Genomic DNA, 19,379 nt, shown 5'->3' with positions numbered 1-19,379 from the left:
GGCACCTAGGCTGGGCCGGTGACGCTCAACCGCTTCATCGTGCTGCGCGGCGACGGGGTCGCTCTCGTGCTGGAGCAGCCGCCCGGCGGACTCCCCCACGTGCTGCACTGGGGCGCCGACCTCGGTGCGCTGTCCGATGCCGACCTCGAGGCGCTCTCCGCCGCGACCAGCCGCCAGGCCCCGCCCGGCCTGCTCGACGCCGCACCGCGCCTCAGCATCCTGCCCGTGGAGGGCGACGGATGGTCGGGACGCCCGGGGCTGCTCGTCACCCGCGGCGGGGTGCCGGTGCGCGCGCGGTTCACCGTGTCCGCGGCGCGCGCCGACGGACGCGAGCTCGCGCTGACCGCGGACGGGCCCGGGTTGCGGCTGCACACGCGCATCTCGATAGCCCCCGGCGGGGTCGTGCAGGTGCGCCACGAGCTCGAGAACACGGGCGACGACGCGCTCGAGGTCGCCTGGCTCGAGGCGACGCTGCCGGCGCCCAAGACGGCGACCCACCTCACGAGCTTCACCGGACGCTGGCCGCGCGAGAAGGTGCCGGTGACGACCGAGCTGCCCCGCGGATCCGTCGTGCGGCAGACCCGACGGGGGCGCGGCGGGCACGACAACCCCGTGCTCTACGCCGCATCCGACGGCGAGCCCCGCAACCGCACGGGAGCGCTCTGGGCCGTGCACCTGGCGTGGCCGGCCGACGTGAGCTATCGCACCGACCGGGTCACGGATGCGGCCCTGCTGATCGGCGCGGGCGAGCTGCTGCGCCCGGGTGAGCTCGTGCTCGCGCCCGGCGAACGCTACGCCGCGCCGCTCGCGCACTTCGTGTGGAGCGCCGCCGGCTGGGACGGTCTCTCCGACCGCGTGCACCGGATGCTGCGGGCGCGGCCCCGGCATCCGCGCACCCCGCGACCGCTCGTGCTGAACACCTGGGAGGCCGTCTACTTCGACCACGACCCGGCGACCATCACGGCGCTCGCCGAGCGGGCCGCCGCGATCGGGGTCGAGCGCTTCGTGCTCGACGACGGCTGGTTCCTCGGACGCGCCGACGATACGGCCGGCCTCGGCGACTGGATCGTCGACCGCGCCTTCTGGCCCGAGGGGCTCGGGCCGCTCGCGGCGCGCGTGCACGAGCTCGGCATGCAGTTGGGGCTGTGGTTCGAGCCCGAGATGGTCAACCTCGACTCGGAGCTGGCGCGGGCGCACCCGGAGTGGCTGCTGCACGCCCCCGACGACCGCGAACCGCCTGCCGGCGTCTCGTGGCGCAATCAGCACGTGCTCGACCTCGCGGACCCCGACGCGTACGCGCACATCCTCGGCCTCGTCGACGGGCTGGTCTCCGAGCTCGGCATCGACTTCATCAAGTGGGACCACAACCGCGACCTCGTCGACGCCCGGCACGAGGGTCGACCGGGGGTGCACGCGCAGACCCTCGCGGCGCTGCGGATGATGGACGAGCTGCACCAGCGGCATCCGGGGCTCGAGATCGAGTCGTGCTCGTCGGGCGGCGCACGCGCCGACCTGGGGGTGCTGGAGGTGACGGATCGCGTGTGGGCGAGCGACGCCAACGACGCGGTCGAGCGGCAGGACATCCAGCGCTGGACAGGCCTGCTGCTGCCGCCGGAGCTGGTCGGCGGCCACGTCGGACCGTCGCCCGCCCACAACTCGGGACGGGTGCTGCCGTTCGCCTTCCGCGCCGCGACCTCGCTCATGGGGTCGGCGGGTTTCGAGCTGAACCTGCTGGAGCTCGACGAGGCCGAGCTCGCGGACGCCGCCCGCTTCGGCGAGCTCTACCGGGAGCTGCGCCAGCTCATCCACACGGGCACCGCGGTGCACCCCGACGGGCTCGACCCGGCGCTGCGGGTGCGCGGCTTCGTCGCGCCCGACCGCGCGGAGGCGGTCTACACGGTCGCCTCGCTCGGGACGCTCGAGGAGGCGCTCTCGGCGCGCGTGCGCCTCCCCGGTCTCGACCCGACCCGCCGCTACCGCCTGCGCGTCCGCGACGAGCTGGGCGGGGCCGAGCACGGCTGGATCACCCCGGAGTGGCTAGCCGACGGCGAGCTCACGACCACCGGGGCGGTGCTCGCCGAGGTGGGCCTCCAGCTGCCGACGCTGTTCCCCTTCCAGGCGCTCGTCCTGCACCTCACCCCCGGTGGAAGCGGAGGCGACGCAGCAGCTGGGCGTTGAGGGCGACGATCACGGTCGACGCGCTCATCAGCACCGCGGCGAGCGCCGGCGGCATGAGGAAGCCGACGCCCGCGAGCACGCCCGCGGCGAGGGGGATGCCGATCGCGTTGTACCCCGCCGCCCACCACAGGTTCTGCAGCATCTTGCGGTAGCTCGCGCGGCTGAGCGTGATCGTGTCGGCGACCCCGCGCGGGTCGGAGGAGGCGAGCACGACGCCCGCCGACTCGATCGCCACGTCGGTCCCGGCGCCGATCGCGATGCCGAGATCCGAGCGCGCGAGCGCGGGGGCGTCGTTGATGCCGTCGCCCACCATCGCGACGCGGGCGGCCCCGTCGCCCTGCAACGCGGCCACGGCGTCCGCCTTCTGCTCGGGCAGCACCTCGGCCTTCACCTCGTCGATGCCGAGCTCCGCGGCCACGTGCTCGGCGACCACGTGCGAGTCGCCGGTGAGCATCGCGACCCGCACCCCGCGCCGCCGCAGCAGCTCCACGGCCTCCCGCGACTCGGGGCGCACCCGGTCGGCGATCGCGAAGAGGGCGAGCACCCGCTCCGAGCCCTCGGCGCCCTCGACGAGCGCGACGGTGCTCGCACCCTCCGCGCCCGCCGCCTTCGCCGCGTGCACGAGCGAGGTGTCGAGCCGGATGCCGTGCTCGTTCACATAGCGTCCGCTCGCGACGGCGAGCTCCCGGCCGCCCACGGTCGCGACGGCGCCGCGACCCGCGAGGGCGCGGAAGCCCGTGGCCTTCGGCACCTTCGTGCCGCGGTCGCGCGCCGCCTCGACGATCGCGTGCCCGACGGGGTGCTCGCTGCGCGTCTCGACGGCCGCCGCGAGGGCGAGCGCCTCGTCCTCGTCGACGCCGTCGGCGGCGATGACCGCCGCGACCGACTGGCGCCCCTCGGTGAGGGTGCCGGTCTTGTCGAACAGCACGACGTCGACGTCCTTGGCCTCCTCGAGCGCGGCCCGGCTCCGGATGAGGATGCCGCGCCGAGCGCCGAGCGCGGTCGAGATCTGCGCCACGAGCGGGATCGCGAGACCGAGCGCGTGCGGGCACGCGATGACGAGCACGGCGACGACGCGCTGCAGCACGAAGGCCGGGTCGTCGGGACGCAGCAGCCACCAGACCGCGACGGTCACGACCGCGGCGCCGACGGCGACGTAGAACAGCAGCGCGGCGGCGCGATCCGCGAGCAGCTGGGCGGGCGATCGGCTCGCCTGCGCGTCGGAGACGAGCCGCATGATGCCCGCGAGGGCGGTGTCGTCGCCGGTGCCGGTCACCTCGACGGTGAGGGAGCCGGAGGCGATGGTGCCGGCGACGACGCGGTCGCCTTCGGACTTCTCGACGGGCGCGGATTCGCCGGTGAGCAGCGACTCGTCGACCTCGGCCGACCCGTCGACGACCTTGCCGTCGACGGGGATCGCCGAACCGGGTCGCACCAGCACCTGGTCGCCCGCCGCGAGCGCCGACACGGCCACGCGCTCGGTGTCGTCGCCGCGCACCACCTCCGCCTCGTCGGGCAGCAGCTTGGCGAGCTCGCCGAGGGCGTTCTGGGCTCCGTGCACGGCCGACATCTCGATCCAGTGGCCGAGCAGCATGATCGTGACGAGGGTCGCGAGCTCCCACCAGAAGTCCATGCCCGGGATGCCGAACAGAACGGCGAGCGAGTACCCGAACGACACGACGATCGCGAGCGAGATCAGCGTCATCATCCCGGGGCTCTTTCCGCGCAGCTCGTGCCACGCCCCCTGGAGGAAGATGCGTCCGCCGATGACGACGATCGCGGTGCCGAACACCGCCGGGATCCAGTTGCTGCCGGGGAAGCGCGGACCGGCCAGACCCAGGATGTCCTGGAGACCTGTCGAGAACACCACCGTCGGCAGGGTCAGGGCGAGGCAGATCCAGAACAGCTTCCGGAACCGCAGCGGGTCGTGGCCCATGGCGGCGTGGTCGTGCGCGCCGTGGTCGTGCGCGGAATGGTCGTGCGCGCCGTGGTCGTGCGCGTGCTCGTGCTCGTGGTGCTCGTGCGCGCTCATCATGCCCCCCGGTTCTGCTGCAGCTCGAAGACGGTCAGCAGTTCGGCGACCGCGCGGTCGCGCGTCTCACCGCCCTCGTCGAACATGTCGGTCACGTGCGTGCGCAGGTGGTTCTCGACGAGCAGCTTGTTGAGGCTGCCGAGCGACTTCTGGATGGCGAGGGTCTGCGTGATGATGTCGACGCAGTACGCCTCGTCTTCGATCATCTTCTCGACCCCGCGCAGTTGCCCCTCGAGGATGCGGGCGCGGTGCAGGGCGCGCTTCTTGATATCGGCGATCATGCCCACAGAATACCCCCTAGGGGTATCCTGCGCCGGGTCAGCGCGAGAAGACCTCGTGCAGGATGCGCACGTTGTCGCCGTCGGTCTGCGCTCCCCCGCCCTCGTGGCCGTTGAACGGGAACACCTCGATCCGCTTCTCGCCGGCGTAGGCGTTGAACGCCCCGAACACCGTCGACGGCTTGCAGGTCTCGTCCATCAGGGCCACCGTGAACCACGCCGGGGCGCTCGCCCGACGGGCGAAGTTCACCCCGTCGAAGTAGGCGAGGGTCTCGAGCACCCGCTCCGTCTTGGTCCGGTGCTGCGCGAGAAAGCGCACGACCTCGTGATACGGGTCCGAGTCGTGGATCGTCAGCGCCCGCGGGAAGTCGCACAGGAAGGGCACCTGGGGCAGCACGGCGGAGAGCCCGTCGACGAGACCCGCCACCGCGAGGGTGATGCCGCCGCCCTGGCTGCCGCCGGTGACCGCGATGCGGGAGGAGTCGACCACGTCGAGCCCGCGCGCCGCGTCGACCGCGCGCACGGCATCCGTGAACAGGCGCCGGTAGTAGTACGTGTCGCGGCTGTCGATGCCGCGGGTCATGACGCCGGGGATCTGCGGCCCGGTCACGCCCTCGTCCGCGGTGGCGCCGAGCGACCATCCGGATCCCTGCCCCCGGGTGTCGACGAAGAGGTGCGCGAAGCCCGCCGAGGCGTAGAGCAGGTTCTCGGTCGGCAGCCCGCGACCGCCTCCGTAGCCCTGGTACTGCACGACCGTGGGCAGCGGTCCGGATGCGCCGCGCGGCACCTTGAGCCACGCCTTGATCGGCTGCCCGGCGAACCCGGGGAAGGTCACGTCGACCAGGTCGATCGTGCGCAAGCCCACCTCGACCGGTTCGAGCACCGCCACCGCATCCGGCGCCGCCGCACGGCTCTCCGCGAGCGTCGACGCCCAGAACCCGTCGAAGTCGGCGGGGTCGAGCTGGGCGCTGCGGTACGTGCGCAGCTCGGTCTCGGGCAGGTCGACGAACATGGCTCCTCCTCGGGTCGCCACTCACCCTAAAGGCATAGGGTCGGCATCATGAACGTCACCAAGTACGAGCACTCCTGCCTGGTCGTCAGCAAGGGCTCGGCCCGGCTCGTGATCGACCCGGGCTCGTTCCTCGCGACGCTGCCCGAGACCTCCGGTGTGGTCGCCATCGTGCTCACCCACGAGCACGCCGACCACTTCTCGGCCGACCGCGTGCGCGAACTGCTCGCCGCGAACCCCGACGCCCGTGTGATCGGTCCGCAGGGAGTGGCGGATGCCGCGAGCGCGTCCGACATCGAGGTCGAGGTCGTGCACGGCGGCGACACCGTCGAGGTCGAGCCGTTCACGCTGCGGTTCTTCGGTGAGACGCACAACGTCATCCACTCCTCGATCCCGGTGATCGACAACGTGGGGGTGCTCGTCGACGACGAGCTCTTCTACCCGGGCGACTCGTACACCGAGCCCGGTGTCGAGGTCGAGCTGCTCGCGGCACCGGTCGGCGCCCCCTGGCTGAAGATCGGGGAGGCGATGGACTACGTGCTCGCCGTGAAGCCGCGCCGCGCCTTCCCCGTGCACGACATGACCCTCTCGGTCGCCGGGAAGAAGATGCAGAGCGATCGCCTGCAGTGGGCGACCGAGCAGAACGGCGGCGAGTTCACGGTACTCGAGCCCGGCGAGTCGATCGACCTCTGACCCGCCCTACAGGCGGGTGAGCCCGTCGCCGATCAGCACGACGCCGACCATCAGGATCACGACCGAGGTCACGATGTAGCTGTTGCGGGCCAACCAGCGGTCCGCGCGCTCGAGCACCTCGCGGGCGCGCTCCCCCGAGCGCCAGACGACGATGACGGGCGCGGCGACCGTCGACAGGCCGATCACGAGGTAGATCGCGGTGTCGATCGTCCACGACACGGGCGTGAGTTCGCCGCCGTTCAGGGCGAGAGCCGCGGCGGTGGCCAGCACGAGCGCCTTGGGGCGCAGGTTCAGGACGATCCCGACCACGAACGACGGCACCGGCCCGAAGCGGGCGACGCGCTTCAACCATGCGGGCAGCTGGGGAGGCGTCGTGGCGGCGAGCCGCCTGGCGCGCGCGCGCCGGAAGGACACGCCCGCGAAGACCACGCCGAGCACGCCGAGCACGATCTCCGCGACCCCGATCACGAGCGGCGACGGCGCCGCGCCCTCGCTCGGGATCGCCCGCAGCCCGGCGGTGAAGCCGACCGTCACGCCCGCGAGGCCGACGGCGTAGCCGAGCAGGTAGGCGAGACCGGACGCCTGTCCGCGCGGCGAGAGCAGCAGCACGATCATCGCCATGATCGGCACGCTCGAGAACGCCACCCCGATGGCGAGCGGCAGGAGGACGCCGAGCACCTCCATCCGGCCTCCTTCCCACGCTGGCACCCGACGATACCCGCGCGACGCCGTCGGCCCCCACCCGCCTGAGGTGATGGGGGCCGACGGGCGGAGCCGCTCAGTCGAGCGCGATGTAGATCGAGTCGGTCCAGATCGACGAGACGGAGAGCATGCCGCCGGTCACCGCGCTGCTCGGCACCTCGAACACGAGGTCGATGTCGGCGCTCGCCCCGGGGGTGAGGTCGGGGGTGTCGTAGATCGAGTTCGGGTAGCTCGCGTAGCTGCTGTCGTACAGCATCCCGTCCGCCCCGACGAACTCGGTGAGCAGCAGATAGGCGGAGCCGGTGTCGGATCCGAGGTAGGTCACCGTGATGGGCACGATCACGTACTGGTTCCCGGCCTCGGGCTCCAGGTTGAACTCGTCGGCCGCCATGACGTCGGCGGTGCCGTCGAGGGTGGAGGAGCCGACCACGACCTGCCACTCGTCGGCGCCCTCGATGTCGGTGAAGGTGATGACGTCACCCGGCGAGCCCGGGTCGTCGATCGAGCCGAAACCCCCGTCGACCTCCCCCGTGCCGCCCTCGGGGTCGGTGATCACGGGTGCGTCGGGGCCGAAGTCGTCGACCGCGTTCGAGACGCTCGTGACGAAGAGCAGCATGACGACGCTGATGACCGCCGTCAGCAGCAGGGCCACACCCGAGACGATGGTGCCCGCGATGGCCAGCGCCCTCGCCTTGTCCTTGACGACGAACCCGACGATGCCGAGCACGACGCCCACGAGCGCGAGGAACACGAAGAAGAACCCGACGAAGGGGATCCAGCCGATCGTGATGCCGAACAGGAACGCGACCCCGCCGACGATGAGCGAGACGAGCCCCGGCACGTTGAAGCGCGAGGGCCCGGCCGGGGCGGCGGCGTAGCCCGGCGCAGGCGGGGCCGCGTACGGGTTCGCGGGGGCCGCGTAGGGATTCACGGGCGGTGCGGGAGGGATGGGCGGGATCTGCTCGTCGCCGGCGGAGCCGGGCTGCTGGGTTGAGGACATGAGGAAGAGTCTGCCCGGTGCAGCGGCGGCGACACGAACCGGCGACGCGGGGAGCAGTCCCCATGTCCGGGTCGTGCGCCTACGGCGCGGCGACGGTGGGCCCGGGGTCGCGCGCCCCCACCAGGCGGGCGAACGCCTCATCCGCCGCCGCGTCGAGCTCCTCATGCCGCGCGCGGTGCACGGCGTAGGCGCGATCGGCGGGCCAGTCGGCGTCCATGAACTCGCGGGGAAGGCGCGGATCGCTGCGCAGCAGGGCGAGCCAGTCGGCGACGAGCATCGTGCGCGCCGAGATCGGGTTGCCGCTGCCGTCCGTGGAGCCGGCGCGACCCCAGGTGTCGATGAACGCGAGGTGCGCCATCCGGATGCCCTCGACATCCCAGGCGTCGCGCACCGAACGCGCCATGGAGAAACCGGGCAGCTCGCTGGCTCGGAACGCGGTGATCGATCCGTCCGGGAGGTCGGCGCGCAGCGGGTCGAGCGCCGCCGCGAGGTCGACGTCACCGGGCGCGAGCCACAGGCCGTCGCGCAACGGCGCGAAGCCCGACCAGGTGAGCGCCGCCCGCAGGCGGTGACGCAGCGTGCGCTGCCCCTCGGGCAGGGTGAAGGTCACGAGCGTCCACCCGGAGCCGTGCGGGGCGAAGGGGTCCAGATCGTAGACGCGCTGACCGCCCTCGTGGAGCACCGCCTCCGCCTCGGGGGTCAGCAGGAACTCGATCTCGCGCCCGCGGCGCTGGCGCCTGAGCAGACCGCGCTCGGTCATCCGGTCGAGCGTCGCGCGCGCGGCGGGCGCCGCGACCCCCGCGCCCTCGAGCACCTCGAGGATCACGCTCGCCCGCACGGGTCCGTCGTGGCGGTCGAGCACGAACTCGCCGAGGAAGGCGAGGAGCAGCTGCTTGGGCGCACGACTCTGCATGGTTCACATCTTCGCCGGAAAGCCGACCCGCCGAGCGGGATTCAGGCGGAGGGTCGCACCGCCTCGCCGCGCTTGGCCCGCTGGATCTGCTCGTAGACGTGGGTGCGCAGCTCGGTGAAGCGCGGAAGCGCCCGGGTGGCGATCTGATCGCGCTCGGGGGCGAGATCGATCGGGAGGTCCTCCTGCACCCAGGTGGGCGACTTCGAGAGCACGATGACCCGCTCGCCGAGGTACACGGACTCGTCGATGTCGTGCGTGACGAACAGGATCGACATGCCGCGCTCGCGGTGCAGGGTGCGCACCAGGTCCTCGAGGTCTGCGCGGGTCTGCGCGTCCACCGCCGCGAACGGCTCGTCCATGATGAGCACCTCGGGCTGGTAGGCGACGGCGCGCGCGATCGCCACGCGCTGCTGCATCCCGCCCGAGAGCTGCCAGGGGTAGCTGCCCGCGGCGTGGTCGAGACCCACGGCCCGCAGCGCGTCGTCGACGAGCCGCGCGCGGTCGTCCTTGGCGAGCGCCGTGTGCCGCAGCGGCAGTTCGACGTTGGCCCGCACCGTCAGCCACGGGTAGAGGCTGCGCCCGTACTCCTGGAAGACGAGCGCCATGCTCGGCGGGGGGCTCGTGACGCCGACGCCGTCGAGCTCGATCCGCCCGGAGGTGGGGGCCAGCAGGCCCGCGATGCACTTCAGCAGCGTCGTCTTGCCGCATCCGGAGGGCCCGACGATGCACACGAGCTCGCCGCGCCGCATGGTGAAGCTGATGTCGCCGATCGCCTCGACGACGCCCGTCGACGACTCGTACACCTTCTTGAGGTTCTCGACCTCGAGCAGCGTGTCAGGCACGCTCCACCTCCTTGATTCCGTGGTACCAGGCCAGCACCCGTCGCTCGACGAACCCGAAGATCGCGGCGAGCAGCACGCCGACGAGGCCGAGCAGCAGGATGCCGCTCCACATCTGGGCGATCAGGTAGTTCGTCTGGAAGTAGGTGATCCGGTAGCCGAGCCCCTCGGAGTTGTTGAACATCTCCGAGATCACCATGAGGATCAGCGCGACCGACAGCGACTGGCGCACACCCGCCATGATCCGCGGGCTCGCCGCGGGCAGCACCAGGAAGCGGATGCGCTCGCCGAACGTCAGCGCGTAGGAACGCGCGGTCTCGGTCATGACGGAGTCCGTCGACCGCACGCCCTCGATGGTGTTCAGCAGCACCGGCCAGACGGCTCCCGCCACGATCACGAGCACACGGGTCGCGTCCTGCGGGCCGAAGATCAGCATGAGGATCGGCACGAGCACGGGCGGCGGGATCGCCCGGAAGAACTCGAGCGTCGGCTCGAGCAGCTCGCGCATCCACCGGACCAGACCGATGACGGTGCCCGCGGCGACGCCGACGACGATCGAGAGCACGATGCCGACCCCGAGCCGGGCGAGGCTCGGCAGCACGTCCTCGACGAACGCCGGCCCGATCCAGGTGTCGACGAACGCCCGGATGATCGTGACCGGATCGGGGAAGAACTTCTGCGGCGCCACGGTCGCCCAGATGCCCCAGACGACGAGCAGCAGGAGCGGGAACCCGACGGCGAACCAGATGCTCTCGAGCACCCGACGCCAGCCCGCGGCGACGCGACGCGGGGTCGCCGCGGTGCGGATCGCGGCCGTCATGCCGCGTCCTCCCCGCGGACCGACTGGTGCCAGAAGAGCGCGCGCCTCTCGATCACGCGGAACACCAGGTTGACGATCAGCCCGAGCAGTCCCGCGACGACCACGTAGACGTAGACCGTGGTGACGTCGCCGGCGCTGCGCGCGAAGACGATGACCCGGCCGATGCCGGGGATGCCGATCAGCAGCTCCGCGGTGACCGTGAGGATGAGGGCGACGGCCGCCGCGAGCCGCAGCCCGGTCATGATGTAGGGCAGGGCCGTGGGCAGCACGAGTTCGCGGAAGCGCTCGGCGCGGGTGAGGCCGAAGCTGCGCGCGGTGTCGCGCGCGACCGTGTCGACATCCGCCACCCCGTAGAGCACCTGCACGAAGACCTGCCAGAAGCTCGCGTAGACGACGATCAGCAGCGCGGCGGGCACCTGGAAGCCGAACAGCAGGATCGCGAGCGGGATGAGCGCGACCGAGGGGATCGGCCGCAGGAACTCGACCGTGGTGTGGGTGAGGCGCCGCAGGTACGGCACGAGCCCCACGACGGTGCCGAGCGCGACCGCCGCGACGGTCGCGATGAGCAGCCCGATGCCCCAGGTGGTGAGGGTGCGGCCGACGTTGCGCCAGAACTCGAGGTCGACGAACTGGTGGCCGAGCTGCGCGAGCACCTCGCTCGCGGGCGGCAGGAAGCGCGGGTCGACGATGCCGAGGGCGGGGATGAGCTGCCAGGTCGCGAGGAAGCCGAGCAGTCCGGCGACGCCGAGCACGACCTTGCGGATGCGGTGCGTCTGCCGACGGGCACGCATCCGGGTGGGGGGCGCGACACGGGCGGTGGTCATGGATCTCTTCCGGTGGGCGGATGGACGACGGGCGAGACGCGGGTGCGGGGTACCTCAGGGTGAGGCACCCCGCACCCGTCCGTCCACTACTGGATGCTGAACACCTTCGAGAAGTCGGGCGTCTCGGGGAGCACCCCGAACTTCACGGCCAGGTCGGCGAGCTGCTCGATGCCGTTCTGATCGACCTCGGCGGTGAACACCGGCAGGGTGATCCCGGCGGCAGCGGCCTCCGGGATGCCCATGTTCTTCACGATCGCCGCGCGCACCGCATCCGGGTTCTGCTGCGCCCAGTCGAGCGCCTCCTTCATGGCGGCCGCGTAGTCGGACACCAGCTCCGGGTCGTCGTCGATGAGCTTCTGGGTCGTGATGTTGGTGAGCAGCGAGAGGCCGGGGATGGTCGCCTGATAGGGGTAGACCACGATCGTGCCGCCGCTCCCGGCGATCTGCGACATGAAGGGATCGGGCACCCATGCAGCGTCGATGTTGCCGGCTTCGAGCTGCGCCTGGGCGTCGGGGAACGCGACCTCGACGAACTGGATCGTCGACGGGTCGCCGCCGGCGTCCTCCACCGCCTTCATGATGGTCACGTCTCCCGCGGCGCCGAGGCTGTTGACCGAGACCCGCTTGCCGGCCAGGTCGGCGGGCCCGGTGATCCCGGACGATGCCAGCGCGACGACCGCGTTGACGTCTTTGCCCTCGCTCTCGGGGAGCGCGCTCGCGTAGTTGCCGATGATCGGTGCGCCGAGGTCGGCGAGCTCGGCACGGAACGGTCCGAAGGGCTGGCCGATGGCGAACTCGATGTCGCCGTTGACGAGGCCCGGGATGGCCTGGGCACCGCCCTGGGCGGGCACCACCTCGATCTCGAGGCCGTGGTCGGCGAAGATCCCCTCGTCCATGGCGGCCCACAGGGCGCCCGTCTCGGCGATCGGGAGGGGCGGCCCACAGGGCGCCCGTCTCGGCGATCGGGAGGGCGGCGACGCGGACCGTGCGCAGCTCGCCCGAGGAGGAGTCGGTCGGGGCGGTGGACGGACCCGCGGCGGAGTCGGTGCACCCGGTCAGCGCCAGGGCGGCTGCGGCGCCGAGCGCGAGGGCGGTCAGGGCTTTCTTCATCGAACAGGCCTCTCGTTGTGGGGTGGGCGTCCGCGCGATGCTGCGTCGGACCGCCACGACGAGTCCCTCACCGCGCGGTCGACACCTCACCGTGTTGACAGAGTCATGGTCTGGCACCCCCCGATGATTGTCAAGAGTTTTGTGACGAGCGTCACGAAACTCTTGAATGAAGCCGAGACGCGCGCATGCCGTGCACCGCGGAAGCGGCCCCCGCGAAGAACCCCGGACACGAAGAAACCCCCGCCGGAGCGAGGGTTTCGAAGCTGGGGTACCTGGACTCGAACCAAGAACAACTGAACCAGAATCAGCCGTGTTGCCAATTACACCATACCCCACCGGTTCCGGCCGGAGCCGGGCGGTGACGCCCGGGCGGACCCGGGCCGACTAGACACTTTACCCTACGGAGCGGGCTGCTCCGGACGGGCGCGGGGTCAGAGAGAGCGACGGAAACGCTCCAGCCGGGCGAGGGTCGACTCCTTGCCGAGGATCTCCATCGACTCGAACAGCGGCGGGCTGATGCGGCGTCCGGAGATGGCGGTGCGCAGCGGCCCGAAGGCGGTGCGGGGCTTCAGCCCGGGCCCGCCCTCTTCGACCGGCGCGAGCAGGGCGGCGCGCAGCGCCTCCTCGATCTCGACCCGACCGAACGCGTCCAGCTGCTCGAGCGCGGCCTCCGAGGCGTCGAGCACGAGGCGGGCCTCGTCGACGTCCTTCGGCAGCGCATCCGCCTCGAACTCGAGCGCGTCGTCGTCGGTGAACAGGAACGCGAGCATGCCGCGCGCCTCGCCGAGCACGGTGACGCGCTCCTGCACGAGCGGGGCCGCCTCGCGCAGGATCGCGCGCTGGGCCTCGGTCGGCGGATCGGCCAGGTAGCCCTCGAGATACGGGACGATGCGCTGCTCGAAGTCGGCCGGCTCCAGCATCCGGATGTGGTCGCCGTTGATCGCGTCGGCCTTCTTCTGGTCGAAGCGGGCCGGGTTGGGGTTCACGTCGCGGATGTCGAACGCCGCCGTGAACTCGGACGTCGAGAACACGTCGCGGTCGGCCGCGATCGACCAGCCGAGCAGGGCCAGGTAGTTGAGCAGCCCCTCCGGGATGAAGCCCCGGTCGCGGTGGTGGAACAGGTTCGACTCGGGGTCGCGCTTGCTGAGCTTCTTCGCCCCCTCGCCGTAGACGAGCGGCATGTGCGCGTACTGCGGGATGAAGTCGGTCACGCCGATCTCGATGAGCGCGAGATACAGAGCGATCTGCCGGGGGGTGGACGAGAGGATGTCCTCGCCGCGGAACACGTGCGTCACGCCCATCAGCGCGTCGTCGACCGGGTTCACGAAGGTGTAGAGCGGTGCGCCGTTCGGACGCACCACGACGAAGTCGGTGAAGCTGCCGGCCGGGAAGGTGATCTCGCCGCGGATGAGGTCGTGGAAGCCGAGCTCGGTGTCGGGAACCCGCAGCCGCAGGCTCGGCTGCCGACCCTCGGCGCGGAACGCGGCCCGCTGCTCGTCGGTCAGCTCGCGCTCGAAGTTGTCGTAGCCCTGGCGGGGATCGCGGCCGGCGGCGACGTTGCGCGCCTCCATCTCCTCCGGCGTCACGAAGCTCTCGTAGAGGTGACCGGAGGCCTTCAGCCGCTCCACCAGCTCGAGGTAGATGTCGGTGCGCTGCGACTGCCGGTAGGGGCCGTGCGGGCCGCCCTTCTCGACGCCCTCATCCCAGTCGATGCCGAGCCAGCTCAGCGCGTCGATGAGCTGCAGGTAGCTCTCCTCGCTGTCGCGGGCGGCATCCGTGTCCTCCACGCGGAACACGAGCTTGCCGCCGGTGTGCCGGGCGTAGGCCCAGTTGAAGAGCGCGGTGCGCACCATCCCGACGTGGGGGGTGCCGGTGGGAGAGGGGCAGAAGCGGACGCGCACGTCGGTGCCCGTCGCCTGCGAGAAGGGGAGCGACATCGTGCTCGATCCTACCGGCGCGGGCGGTCAGCTGAGGGCGAGGGCGGCGGATGCGGCGAGCGCGAGGGCGACTCCGGCGACCTGCACCGGGGTGAGCCGTTCGCGCAGCACGGTGAGGGCGAGCAGCACCGTTCCGAGGGGGTAGAGCGAGGCGAGCACGCCCATGATCGCGAGCTGCCCCTGATGCAGCCCCCAGACGAGCAGCGCGTTGGCGACCGCCATCAGCAGTCCGGCTCCGACGGCGAAGCCGAGGCCAGGTCGGCGATCGGCGATCGGCGGGGCGTCCGGGGATCCCCACCAGGTGCCGCCGCGGGCGCGGAGCACGGCGAGCACCGCCGCGAAGAGCACCGCGCCGACCACGAGGTCGACGAGCAGCGGCGCGTACTCGGACTCGGGCGGCGTCCACTCCATCACCACGTTGTACCCGCCGAAGCCGACGCCCGAGGCGACCGCGAGCACCACGACCCGCACGCCGACCCGACCGCCCTGCTGCTCGCGGGTCACGCCCAGCAGCACCGCCGCCACGACGAGCGCCGCGAGGGCGACGTAGCCGAGCGGGGCGAAGCGCTCCCCCCGGGCGATGCCGACCACCCCCGGGATGAGTGCCGACACGGCGGCGGTCGTGGGCGAGATCACGCTCATCGGCCCGATCGCGAGCGCCGCGTAGAACGCCCAGATGGCGACCGCGCCGGCGAGGCCCGCGAGCGCCCCGAGCAGCACCACCTGCCACGACCACACCGAGCCGACCGCGGGGGTGAGCACCGCGATCGGCACCGCCGCCGCCACGAAGCTCACGAGGCTCACGAACAGCGGGGGGACACGACGCGACCCGAGGCCGCCGAGGAAGTCGGAGACGCCGTACACGACCGCGGCTGTGAGTCCGACGAGGACGAGCATGTGGCCATTCAAGCGGACTCCGACGACCCCGGGCCCAACGGCCCTGTCCCGGGTGCGGCGAACGGCGGACGATGGGGGTGTCCGATCCGAAGGAGGGCGTCATGGTCGACGACACGAACCCGGTCGAGGTGCTCGACGAACGCGAGTGCTGGGAGCTGCTGGAGCTCGCCCCGATGGGACGGATCGCCCTGGCGGCGGGCGGCGAGATCGACATCTTCCCGCTCAACTTCGCGGTGCACGACGGCGCCCTCTGGTTCCGCACGGCGCCCGGCACGAAGCTGGTCGAGCTGACGGTGAACCCCGACGTCGCGCTCGAGATCGACGGGTGGGATGCCGGCGAGGCGTTCAGCGTCGTCGTCAAGGGAATCGCGGAGCGGCTGGAGCACGGCGCCGAGATCGACGAGGCGGAGCGGTTGCCGCTGACCCCGTGGGTGCCGACGCTCAAGTACCGCTGGGTGCGCATCCGCCCCCGGCGCGTGAGCGGGCGTCGCTTCCGCCGCGCTCCCGAGCCCGAGCGGTTCTGATCGCGCCGGGATGCCGTCGGGCGCGCCCCCGGGAGGAGCGGTCTAGTCGACGGCGAAGGCGGGCGGGTAGACCGCGATGCGGGGAACCGGCCGCCCGGCATCCGCGAACAGCGCGCGCACCTCGTCGCGCACGCGATCGTTCGCGACGGTGATGACCGCGATCGCGTCGATCGGCACGGGACCGGCGACGAGCAGCTCGGCGTCCCGGAACTCGGGGTCGCTCGCGTGCAGGCGGCGCAGCGCCGCGGTGCCGGCCTCGACACCGGCGGCGAACCGCGTCGCCACGGCGCCCGCATCCCCGTCGGCGAACACGACGTCGGATCCGAGAGCATCGACCGGGAGGGCGAGGATCGCGAACTCGGTCGGCTTCGCGGCGCGGGCGGCGTCCGACCAGTGGCTGCCGAGCGCACCCTCGCGGAGCTCCTGCCAGCGTGTGGAGTCGGGAGCGATGGAGAACGCCACGAGCGACGCCACGCTGCGCCCGTCGGGCACCGTGGCGGTGGCGCGCAGCTCGCGCGTCGTCGCCGAGCTCACGTCGACGTCGGGCTCCGCGTCGGCGCGCAGCTCGCCGTCGAGCGCGATCGACTCGAGCGTGCGCAGATGCGTCACGTGCTGCACGCGCCGCCCGGGCAGCCGCAGCGACGCGGGAGCGCCGACCGACGCCGCCGTGCGCGCGGCCGGACGGCCGGGCGTGCGGGCGGTCGCGGTCCGCGTCGGCGCCACCCGAGTCGGGGTCACCGGCGTGCGCGGGAAGCAGACGTCGCAGAGACCCTCGTCGAACCCATGGATGCACTCCGCCACCCCTCCACGCTACGTCACGCGGGAGGGGTGGCGGGCACGGGCGGGCGGCTAGCGCTTGCCGGCGCTGTCTCCGTGCGATCCGTGGAAGCCACGACCGTCGAATCCGTGGTCGCGGTGCCAGGAGTTCCACTTTCCGCGGTCGTGGTGACCCCACCCGGAGGTCTTCACGGCCCCGTAGGTGTACACCGCGTGGGCCACGCCGTCGGCCATCTGCTCGAGCACGACGGGGTCGACGTTGTCGACCGTGTCGCACGCCTGGTGGTAGCAGGGGTCGTAGGGCTCGCCGGCGGTGCCGCCGAAGATCGCGGCCTCCTCGTCGGTCTTGATGCCCTCGGCGCCCGTGAACAGGCCGCCCGCGGGGATGCCGGCGTCGATGAACGCGAAGTAGTCGCTGCGTCCGTCGAATGCGGTCGGCGCGGTCGCGAGACCCTGCGAGGCGAAGTAGTCGAGGAAGGTCTGCTCGATCTCGGCCGAGCCGTCGGGGCCCGCCTCGCCGAACGCGTCGCCGTCGCCGTCGTAGACGAACCGCACGGGGTTCGGCGAACCGAGCATGTCGAAGTTGAGGTTCACCGCGGTGTTCGCGGCCTGCTCCTCCGACAGCTGCGACACGTAGTAGTTCGAGCCCTGGAGCCCGTCCTCCTCGCCCGACCACCACGCGAACACGAGCTGGTTGGCGGGCTTCGACTTGGTCACGGCGAGCTTCAGCGCCACTTCGAGGAGGGTCGCCGATCCGGAGCCGTTGTCGTTGATGCCCGGCCCGGCGGGTACGGAGTCGAGGTGCGCCCCGACCACGACCTGCTTCGTCGGGTCGCCCTTCCTGCTCGTGGCGATGAGGTTGAAGGTGTCCACCGTGACCTGGCTCGTCTCGAGCACGATCCGCGCGGTCGGCGCCTCCGCGAGGGCGAACGACTCCCCCACCTCGAAGCTGGTGCCGAGCACCGGGATGGTCACGCCCAGCTCGCCGAGCGTGCCGAACAGCACGCCGAAGCGGTCGTCGCCCGGCACCTCGTTGCCCTGGTTGAAGATGACGACGCCGACGGCCCCCGCGGCCTCCGCGTTCGCCGCCTTGTCGGCGAAGGCGCACGTGCCGCGCTGGATGAGCGCGATGTCGCCCGCCGGGAAGTCGGCGAAGTCCTCGGCCTCGCAGCCGGAGCTGGAGGCGCGGTCGCCGTCGAGGTTGATGTCGACCGGGGTGACCGCGGCACCGTCGACGGAGCCCTCACCCGAGTAGTCCATCGGATAGAACTCGTCCTCGAGCGCGTAGTCGGTCGGGGTCGGGGTGAGCTGCGAGAACTCAGCCCGGTCGATGTTCACCTTCTCGTAGCTGAACGGCTGGCGCTCGGTCTGGTACCCCGCGAGCTTCATGAGCCGTTCGATGTACGCTGCCGACTGCTCGTGGCCGGGCGTGCCGGCAGCGCGCGTGCCGCCGTTGGCATCCGCGATCTGCTGCAGCTTCTGCAGGTGGTGCTGGATCGAGTCGGCGGTGACCGCCTTGCGCAGCGTCGCCGATCCGGTGTCGTGTCCGTGGCCACCCCCGTGGCCGGGCCAGCCGCCCGCGGTCGCCGGTGCGGCGAAGCCGACGGTGAGGATCGCCCCCGTCAGGATTCCCGTCGCCGCGAGGATGCGGCGCTTCCGTGTATTCACGTGTTCCCCTTCTCACGCGCACCGCCCGCGGTTCGGGCGGCACAGTTCATCCGACCGTACCCCCCGTTCGGGGGTAGACGGCATGAGAATGTCCTCACGCGAGGACGGCGGAGGGGATGCCGCTCAGGGGTTCTCGGCGCGGCGCACGCGGGCGCGCTCCTGCTGCAGCCACTGCGGGGGCTCGGCGATGAGCGCCTGGATCTCGGCGGTCGTCATGGCGTCCGACACGCCGGCGCGCGCGAGGCCCGAGTTCGTGATGCCGAGGCGGCGCGAGACCTCCGACCGCGGATGCGGGCCCTCGCTGCGCAGCGTGCGCAGCCACTCGGGCGGGTCGGCCTGGAGCGCCGCGAGCTCGTCGCGGGAGTGCTGCGCCTCCTGGAAGTCGGCCGGTGCGCCCGGCAGGTAGATGCCGAGCTTCTTCGCCGCGGTCTGCGCCGAGAGGAACTGGGCCTTCGGAGGCTTGGGCTGCTGGCGGCGGTCTTCCCGCGGCTCGTCGGTCATGCTCCGAGGGTAGCCTCGGGAGCGTGCCCCTGCCCTTCGTCGTCGCATTCGTGCCGGGCGTCACCCCCGGCAAGTGGGAGCGCGTGTGGGGCGAGCGGATGCGGCGCGAGCGCCTCGAGGTGCGCCCGCTCCCCCAGGATGCGGCGGTCGCCGCCCTGCGCGACGGCACGGCGCACATGGCGCTGCTGCGCGACGTGGCCGCCGACGACGAGTTCCACGTGATCCCCCTCTACCGCGAGCGCCCGGTCGTGGTCGCCCCCAAGGACCACCCGGTCGCCACCTTCGAGGAGCTCTCGCTCGCCGACCTCGACGGCGAGACGATGCTCGAGGGCCAGGGCGCCGACACCGTCGAGCTGGTCGCCGCGAACGTGGGCCTCGCGCTCATGCCGATGTCGGTCGCCCGGGCCCACTCCCGCCGCGACGTGGTCTCGCGCCCGCTGACCGACGCACCCGACTCGGGGATCGGTCTCGCCTGGCCGCGCGCATCCGACGACCCGCGCGTCGACGCCTTCGTCGGTATCGTGCGCGGCCGCACCCCCAACTCGAGTCGCTAGCGGGGACGGTGGTCTCGAGACGCGTCGGGCTGCGCCCGGCGCTCCTCGACCACCTGCGTCGGGGATGACGCCTACTCGGAGCGCAGCGGGGGCGGGGAGGGGTTTGCGAGGCGCTGGCATCGG

Annotated in this window: 19 protein-coding genes and 1 tRNA gene; 4 read left to right on the top strand and 16 right to left on the bottom strand. The window is 72.0% G+C overall.

All coding sequences use genetic code 11. The features are described 5' to 3' along the window. Positions 1–18: 18 nt before the first annotated feature. Positions 19–2,178: an alpha-galactosidase gene (locus tag NUH29_RS12260; RefSeq protein ID WP_258799468.1), complete on the top strand. Its 2,160-nt coding sequence runs from the start codon at positions 19–21 to the stop codon at positions 2,176–2,178. Here NUH29_RS12260 and NUH29_RS12255 read toward each other — a convergent pair. Genes NUH29_RS12255 through NUH29_RS12245 form a run of 3 tightly spaced genes read right to left on the bottom strand, consistent with a single transcriptional unit; the run spans position 2,135 to position 5,500 of the window. After that, complete coding sequence (locus tag NUH29_RS12255; RefSeq protein WP_258799467.1) at positions 2,135–4,213, bottom strand: heavy metal translocating P-type ATPase; 2,079 nt, start codon at positions 4,211–4,213, stop codon at positions 2,135–2,137. The genes NUH29_RS12260 and NUH29_RS12255 overlap by 44 nt on opposite strands. After that, a complete protein-coding gene (locus tag NUH29_RS12250; protein WP_258799466.1) occupies positions 4,210–4,491 on the bottom strand; it encodes a metal-sensitive transcriptional regulator in 282 nt (93 codons plus the stop codon). Before NUH29_RS12250 ends, NUH29_RS12255 begins: the two co-directional genes overlap by 4 nt. A gap of 37 nt (positions 4,492–4,528) precedes the next feature. Next, positions 4,529–5,500 carry an acetylxylan esterase gene (locus NUH29_RS12245; RefSeq protein ID WP_258799465.1) on the bottom strand — a complete coding sequence of 324 codons (972 nt, stop codon included), beginning with the start codon at positions 5,498–5,500 and terminating at the stop codon, positions 4,529–4,531. Positions 5,501–5,548: 48 nt separating this feature from the next. Here NUH29_RS12245 and NUH29_RS12240 point away from each other — a divergent pair, with 48 nt between their 5' ends. Then, positions 5,549–6,190: an MBL fold metallo-hydrolase gene (locus tag NUH29_RS12240; RefSeq protein WP_258799464.1), complete on the top strand. Its 642-nt coding sequence runs from the start codon at positions 5,549–5,551 to the stop codon at positions 6,188–6,190. A 6-nt stretch (positions 6,191–6,196) separates the two neighbouring features. On the opposite strand, the gene NUH29_RS12235 is transcribed toward NUH29_RS12240, so the two are convergent. From NUH29_RS12235 to NUH29_RS12190, 10 genes are all read right to left on the bottom strand, one after another. Beyond that, positions 6,197–6,874, bottom strand: coding sequence for a GAP family protein (locus NUH29_RS12235; protein WP_258799463.1), 678 nt, complete (start codon positions 6,872–6,874; stop codon positions 6,197–6,199). A 94-nt stretch (positions 6,875–6,968) separates the two neighbouring features. Next, positions 6,969–7,892 (bottom strand): hypothetical protein, encoded by a 924-nt coding sequence (locus tag NUH29_RS12230; RefSeq protein ID WP_258799462.1) that lies wholly within the window; start codon positions 7,890–7,892, stop codon positions 6,969–6,971. Between the two features lie 79 nt (positions 7,893–7,971). Continuing rightward, a complete protein-coding gene (locus NUH29_RS12225; protein ID WP_258799461.1) occupies positions 7,972–8,805 on the bottom strand; it encodes a PaaX family transcriptional regulator C-terminal domain-containing protein in 834 nt (277 codons plus the stop codon). A 41-nt stretch (positions 8,806–8,846) separates the two neighbouring features. Continuing rightward, positions 8,847–9,647, bottom strand: a complete 801-nt coding sequence (locus tag NUH29_RS12220; RefSeq protein ID WP_258799460.1) for an ABC transporter ATP-binding protein — start codon at positions 9,645–9,647, stop codon at positions 8,847–8,849. Then, the gene (locus NUH29_RS12215; RefSeq protein ID WP_258799459.1) at positions 9,640–10,464 is read right to left on the bottom strand and encodes an ABC transporter permease; all 825 of its coding nucleotides are present in this window, start codon (positions 10,462–10,464) and stop codon (positions 9,640–9,642) included. Before NUH29_RS12215 ends, NUH29_RS12220 begins: the two co-directional genes overlap by 8 nt. Continuing rightward, a complete protein-coding gene (locus tag NUH29_RS12210) occupies positions 10,461–11,288 on the bottom strand; it encodes an ABC transporter permease (RefSeq protein WP_258799458.1) in 828 nt (275 codons plus the stop codon). Before NUH29_RS12210 ends, NUH29_RS12215 begins: the two co-directional genes overlap by 4 nt. Before the next feature lie 86 nt (positions 11,289–11,374). Continuing rightward, positions 11,375–12,184 carry an ABC transporter substrate-binding protein gene (locus NUH29_RS12205; protein ID WP_258799457.1) on the bottom strand — a complete coding sequence of 270 codons (810 nt, stop codon included), beginning with the start codon at positions 12,182–12,184 and terminating at the stop codon, positions 11,375–11,377. 477 nt (positions 12,185–12,661) lie between these two features. Further along, positions 12,662–12,733, bottom strand: a tRNA-Gln gene (locus tag NUH29_RS12200). A 96-nt stretch (positions 12,734–12,829) separates the two neighbouring features. Then, complete coding sequence (gltX, locus tag NUH29_RS12195; RefSeq protein ID WP_258799456.1) at positions 12,830–14,335, bottom strand: glutamate--tRNA ligase; 1,506 nt, start codon at positions 14,333–14,335, stop codon at positions 12,830–12,832. Between the two features lie 27 nt (positions 14,336–14,362). Beyond that, the gene (locus tag NUH29_RS12190; protein WP_258799455.1) at positions 14,363–15,232 is read right to left on the bottom strand and encodes an EamA family transporter; all 870 of its coding nucleotides are present in this window, start codon (positions 15,230–15,232) and stop codon (positions 14,363–14,365) included. A 71-nt stretch (positions 15,233–15,303) separates the two neighbouring features. Here NUH29_RS12190 and NUH29_RS12185 point away from each other — a divergent pair, with 71 nt between their 5' ends. Next, on the top strand, positions 15,304–15,756 hold the full coding sequence (locus NUH29_RS12185; protein WP_258799454.1) for a pyridoxamine 5'-phosphate oxidase family protein: 453 nt from the start codon (positions 15,304–15,306) through the stop codon (positions 15,754–15,756). 42 nt (positions 15,757–15,798) lie between these two features. On the opposite strand, the gene NUH29_RS12180 is transcribed toward NUH29_RS12185, so the two are convergent. The 3 genes from NUH29_RS12180 to NUH29_RS12170 form a co-directional block, all read right to left on the bottom strand. Further along, complete coding sequence (locus NUH29_RS12180) at positions 15,799–16,557, bottom strand: DarT ssDNA thymidine ADP-ribosyltransferase family protein (RefSeq protein ID WP_258799453.1); 759 nt, start codon at positions 16,555–16,557, stop codon at positions 15,799–15,801. A gap of 48 nt (positions 16,558–16,605) precedes the next feature. Further along, positions 16,606–18,201 (bottom strand): M28 family metallopeptidase, encoded by a 1,596-nt coding sequence (locus NUH29_RS12175; protein ID WP_258799451.1) that lies wholly within the window; start codon positions 18,199–18,201, stop codon positions 16,606–16,608. 123 nt (positions 18,202–18,324) lie between these two features. Further along, the gene (locus NUH29_RS12170; RefSeq protein WP_258799450.1) at positions 18,325–18,702 is read right to left on the bottom strand and encodes a DUF5997 family protein; all 378 of its coding nucleotides are present in this window, start codon (positions 18,700–18,702) and stop codon (positions 18,325–18,327) included. 23 nt (positions 18,703–18,725) lie between these two features. On the opposite strand from NUH29_RS12170, the gene NUH29_RS12165 reads away from it, so the two are divergent. After that, positions 18,726–19,256 (top strand): LysR substrate-binding domain-containing protein, encoded by a 531-nt coding sequence (locus NUH29_RS12165; RefSeq protein WP_258799449.1) that lies wholly within the window; start codon positions 18,726–18,728, stop codon positions 19,254–19,256. Positions 19,257–19,379: the final 123 nt, after the last annotated feature.

Origin of the sequence: Protaetiibacter mangrovi, from assembly GCF_024752305.1 — a bacterium.
In the GTDB taxonomy this organism is placed as follows: Bacteria; Actinomycetota; Actinomycetes; order Actinomycetales; family Microbacteriaceae; genus Homoserinibacter; species Homoserinibacter mangrovi.
Note: the sequence above shows the minus strand (reverse complement) of the source record. Positions and strands in the feature narration are given on the sequence as shown.

Coding starts and splice junctions, on each gene's coding strand:
- NUH29_RS12255 (WP_258799467.1), bottom strand. CDS start 4,213: ATGATGAGCGCGCACGAGCACCACGAGCACGAGCACGCGCACGACCAC.
- NUH29_RS12250 (WP_258799466.1), bottom strand. CDS start 4,491: ATGATCGCCGATATCAAGAAGCGCGCCCTGCACCGCGCCCGCATCCTC.
- NUH29_RS12245 (WP_258799465.1), bottom strand. CDS start 5,500: ATGTTCGTCGACCTGCCCGAGACCGAGCTGCGCACGTACCGCAGCGCC.
- NUH29_RS12240 (WP_258799464.1), top strand. CDS start 5,549: ATGAACGTCACCAAGTACGAGCACTCCTGCCTGGTCGTCAGCAAGGGC.
- NUH29_RS12235 (WP_258799463.1), bottom strand. CDS start 6,874: ATGGAGGTGCTCGGCGTCCTCCTGCCGCTCGCCATCGGGGTGGCGTTC.
- NUH29_RS12230 (WP_258799462.1), bottom strand. CDS start 7,892: ATGTCCTCAACCCAGCAGCCCGGCTCCGCCGGCGACGAGCAGATCCCG.
- NUH29_RS12225 (WP_258799461.1), bottom strand. CDS start 8,805: ATGCAGAGTCGTGCGCCCAAGCAGCTGCTCCTCGCCTTCCTCGGCGAG.
- NUH29_RS12215 (WP_258799459.1), bottom strand. CDS start 10,464: ATGACGGCCGCGATCCGCACCGCGGCGACCCCGCGTCGCGTCGCCGCG.
- NUH29_RS12210 (WP_258799458.1), bottom strand. CDS start 11,288: ATGACCACCGCCCGTGTCGCGCCCCCCACCCGGATGCGTGCCCGTCGG.
- NUH29_RS12205 (WP_258799457.1), bottom strand. CDS start 12,184: ATGGACGAGGGGATCTTCGCCGACCACGGCCTCGAGATCGAGGTGGTG.
- gltX (WP_258799456.1), bottom strand. CDS start 14,335: ATGTCGCTCCCCTTCTCGCAGGCGACGGGCACCGACGTGCGCGTCCGC.
- NUH29_RS12190 (WP_258799455.1), bottom strand. CDS start 15,232: ATGCTCGTCCTCGTCGGACTCACAGCCGCGGTCGTGTACGGCGTCTCC.
- NUH29_RS12185 (WP_258799454.1), top strand. CDS start 15,304: ATGGGGGTGTCCGATCCGAAGGAGGGCGTCATGGTCGACGACACGAAC.
- NUH29_RS12170 (WP_258799450.1), bottom strand. CDS start 18,702: ATGACCGACGAGCCGCGGGAAGACCGCCGCCAGCAGCCCAAGCCTCCG.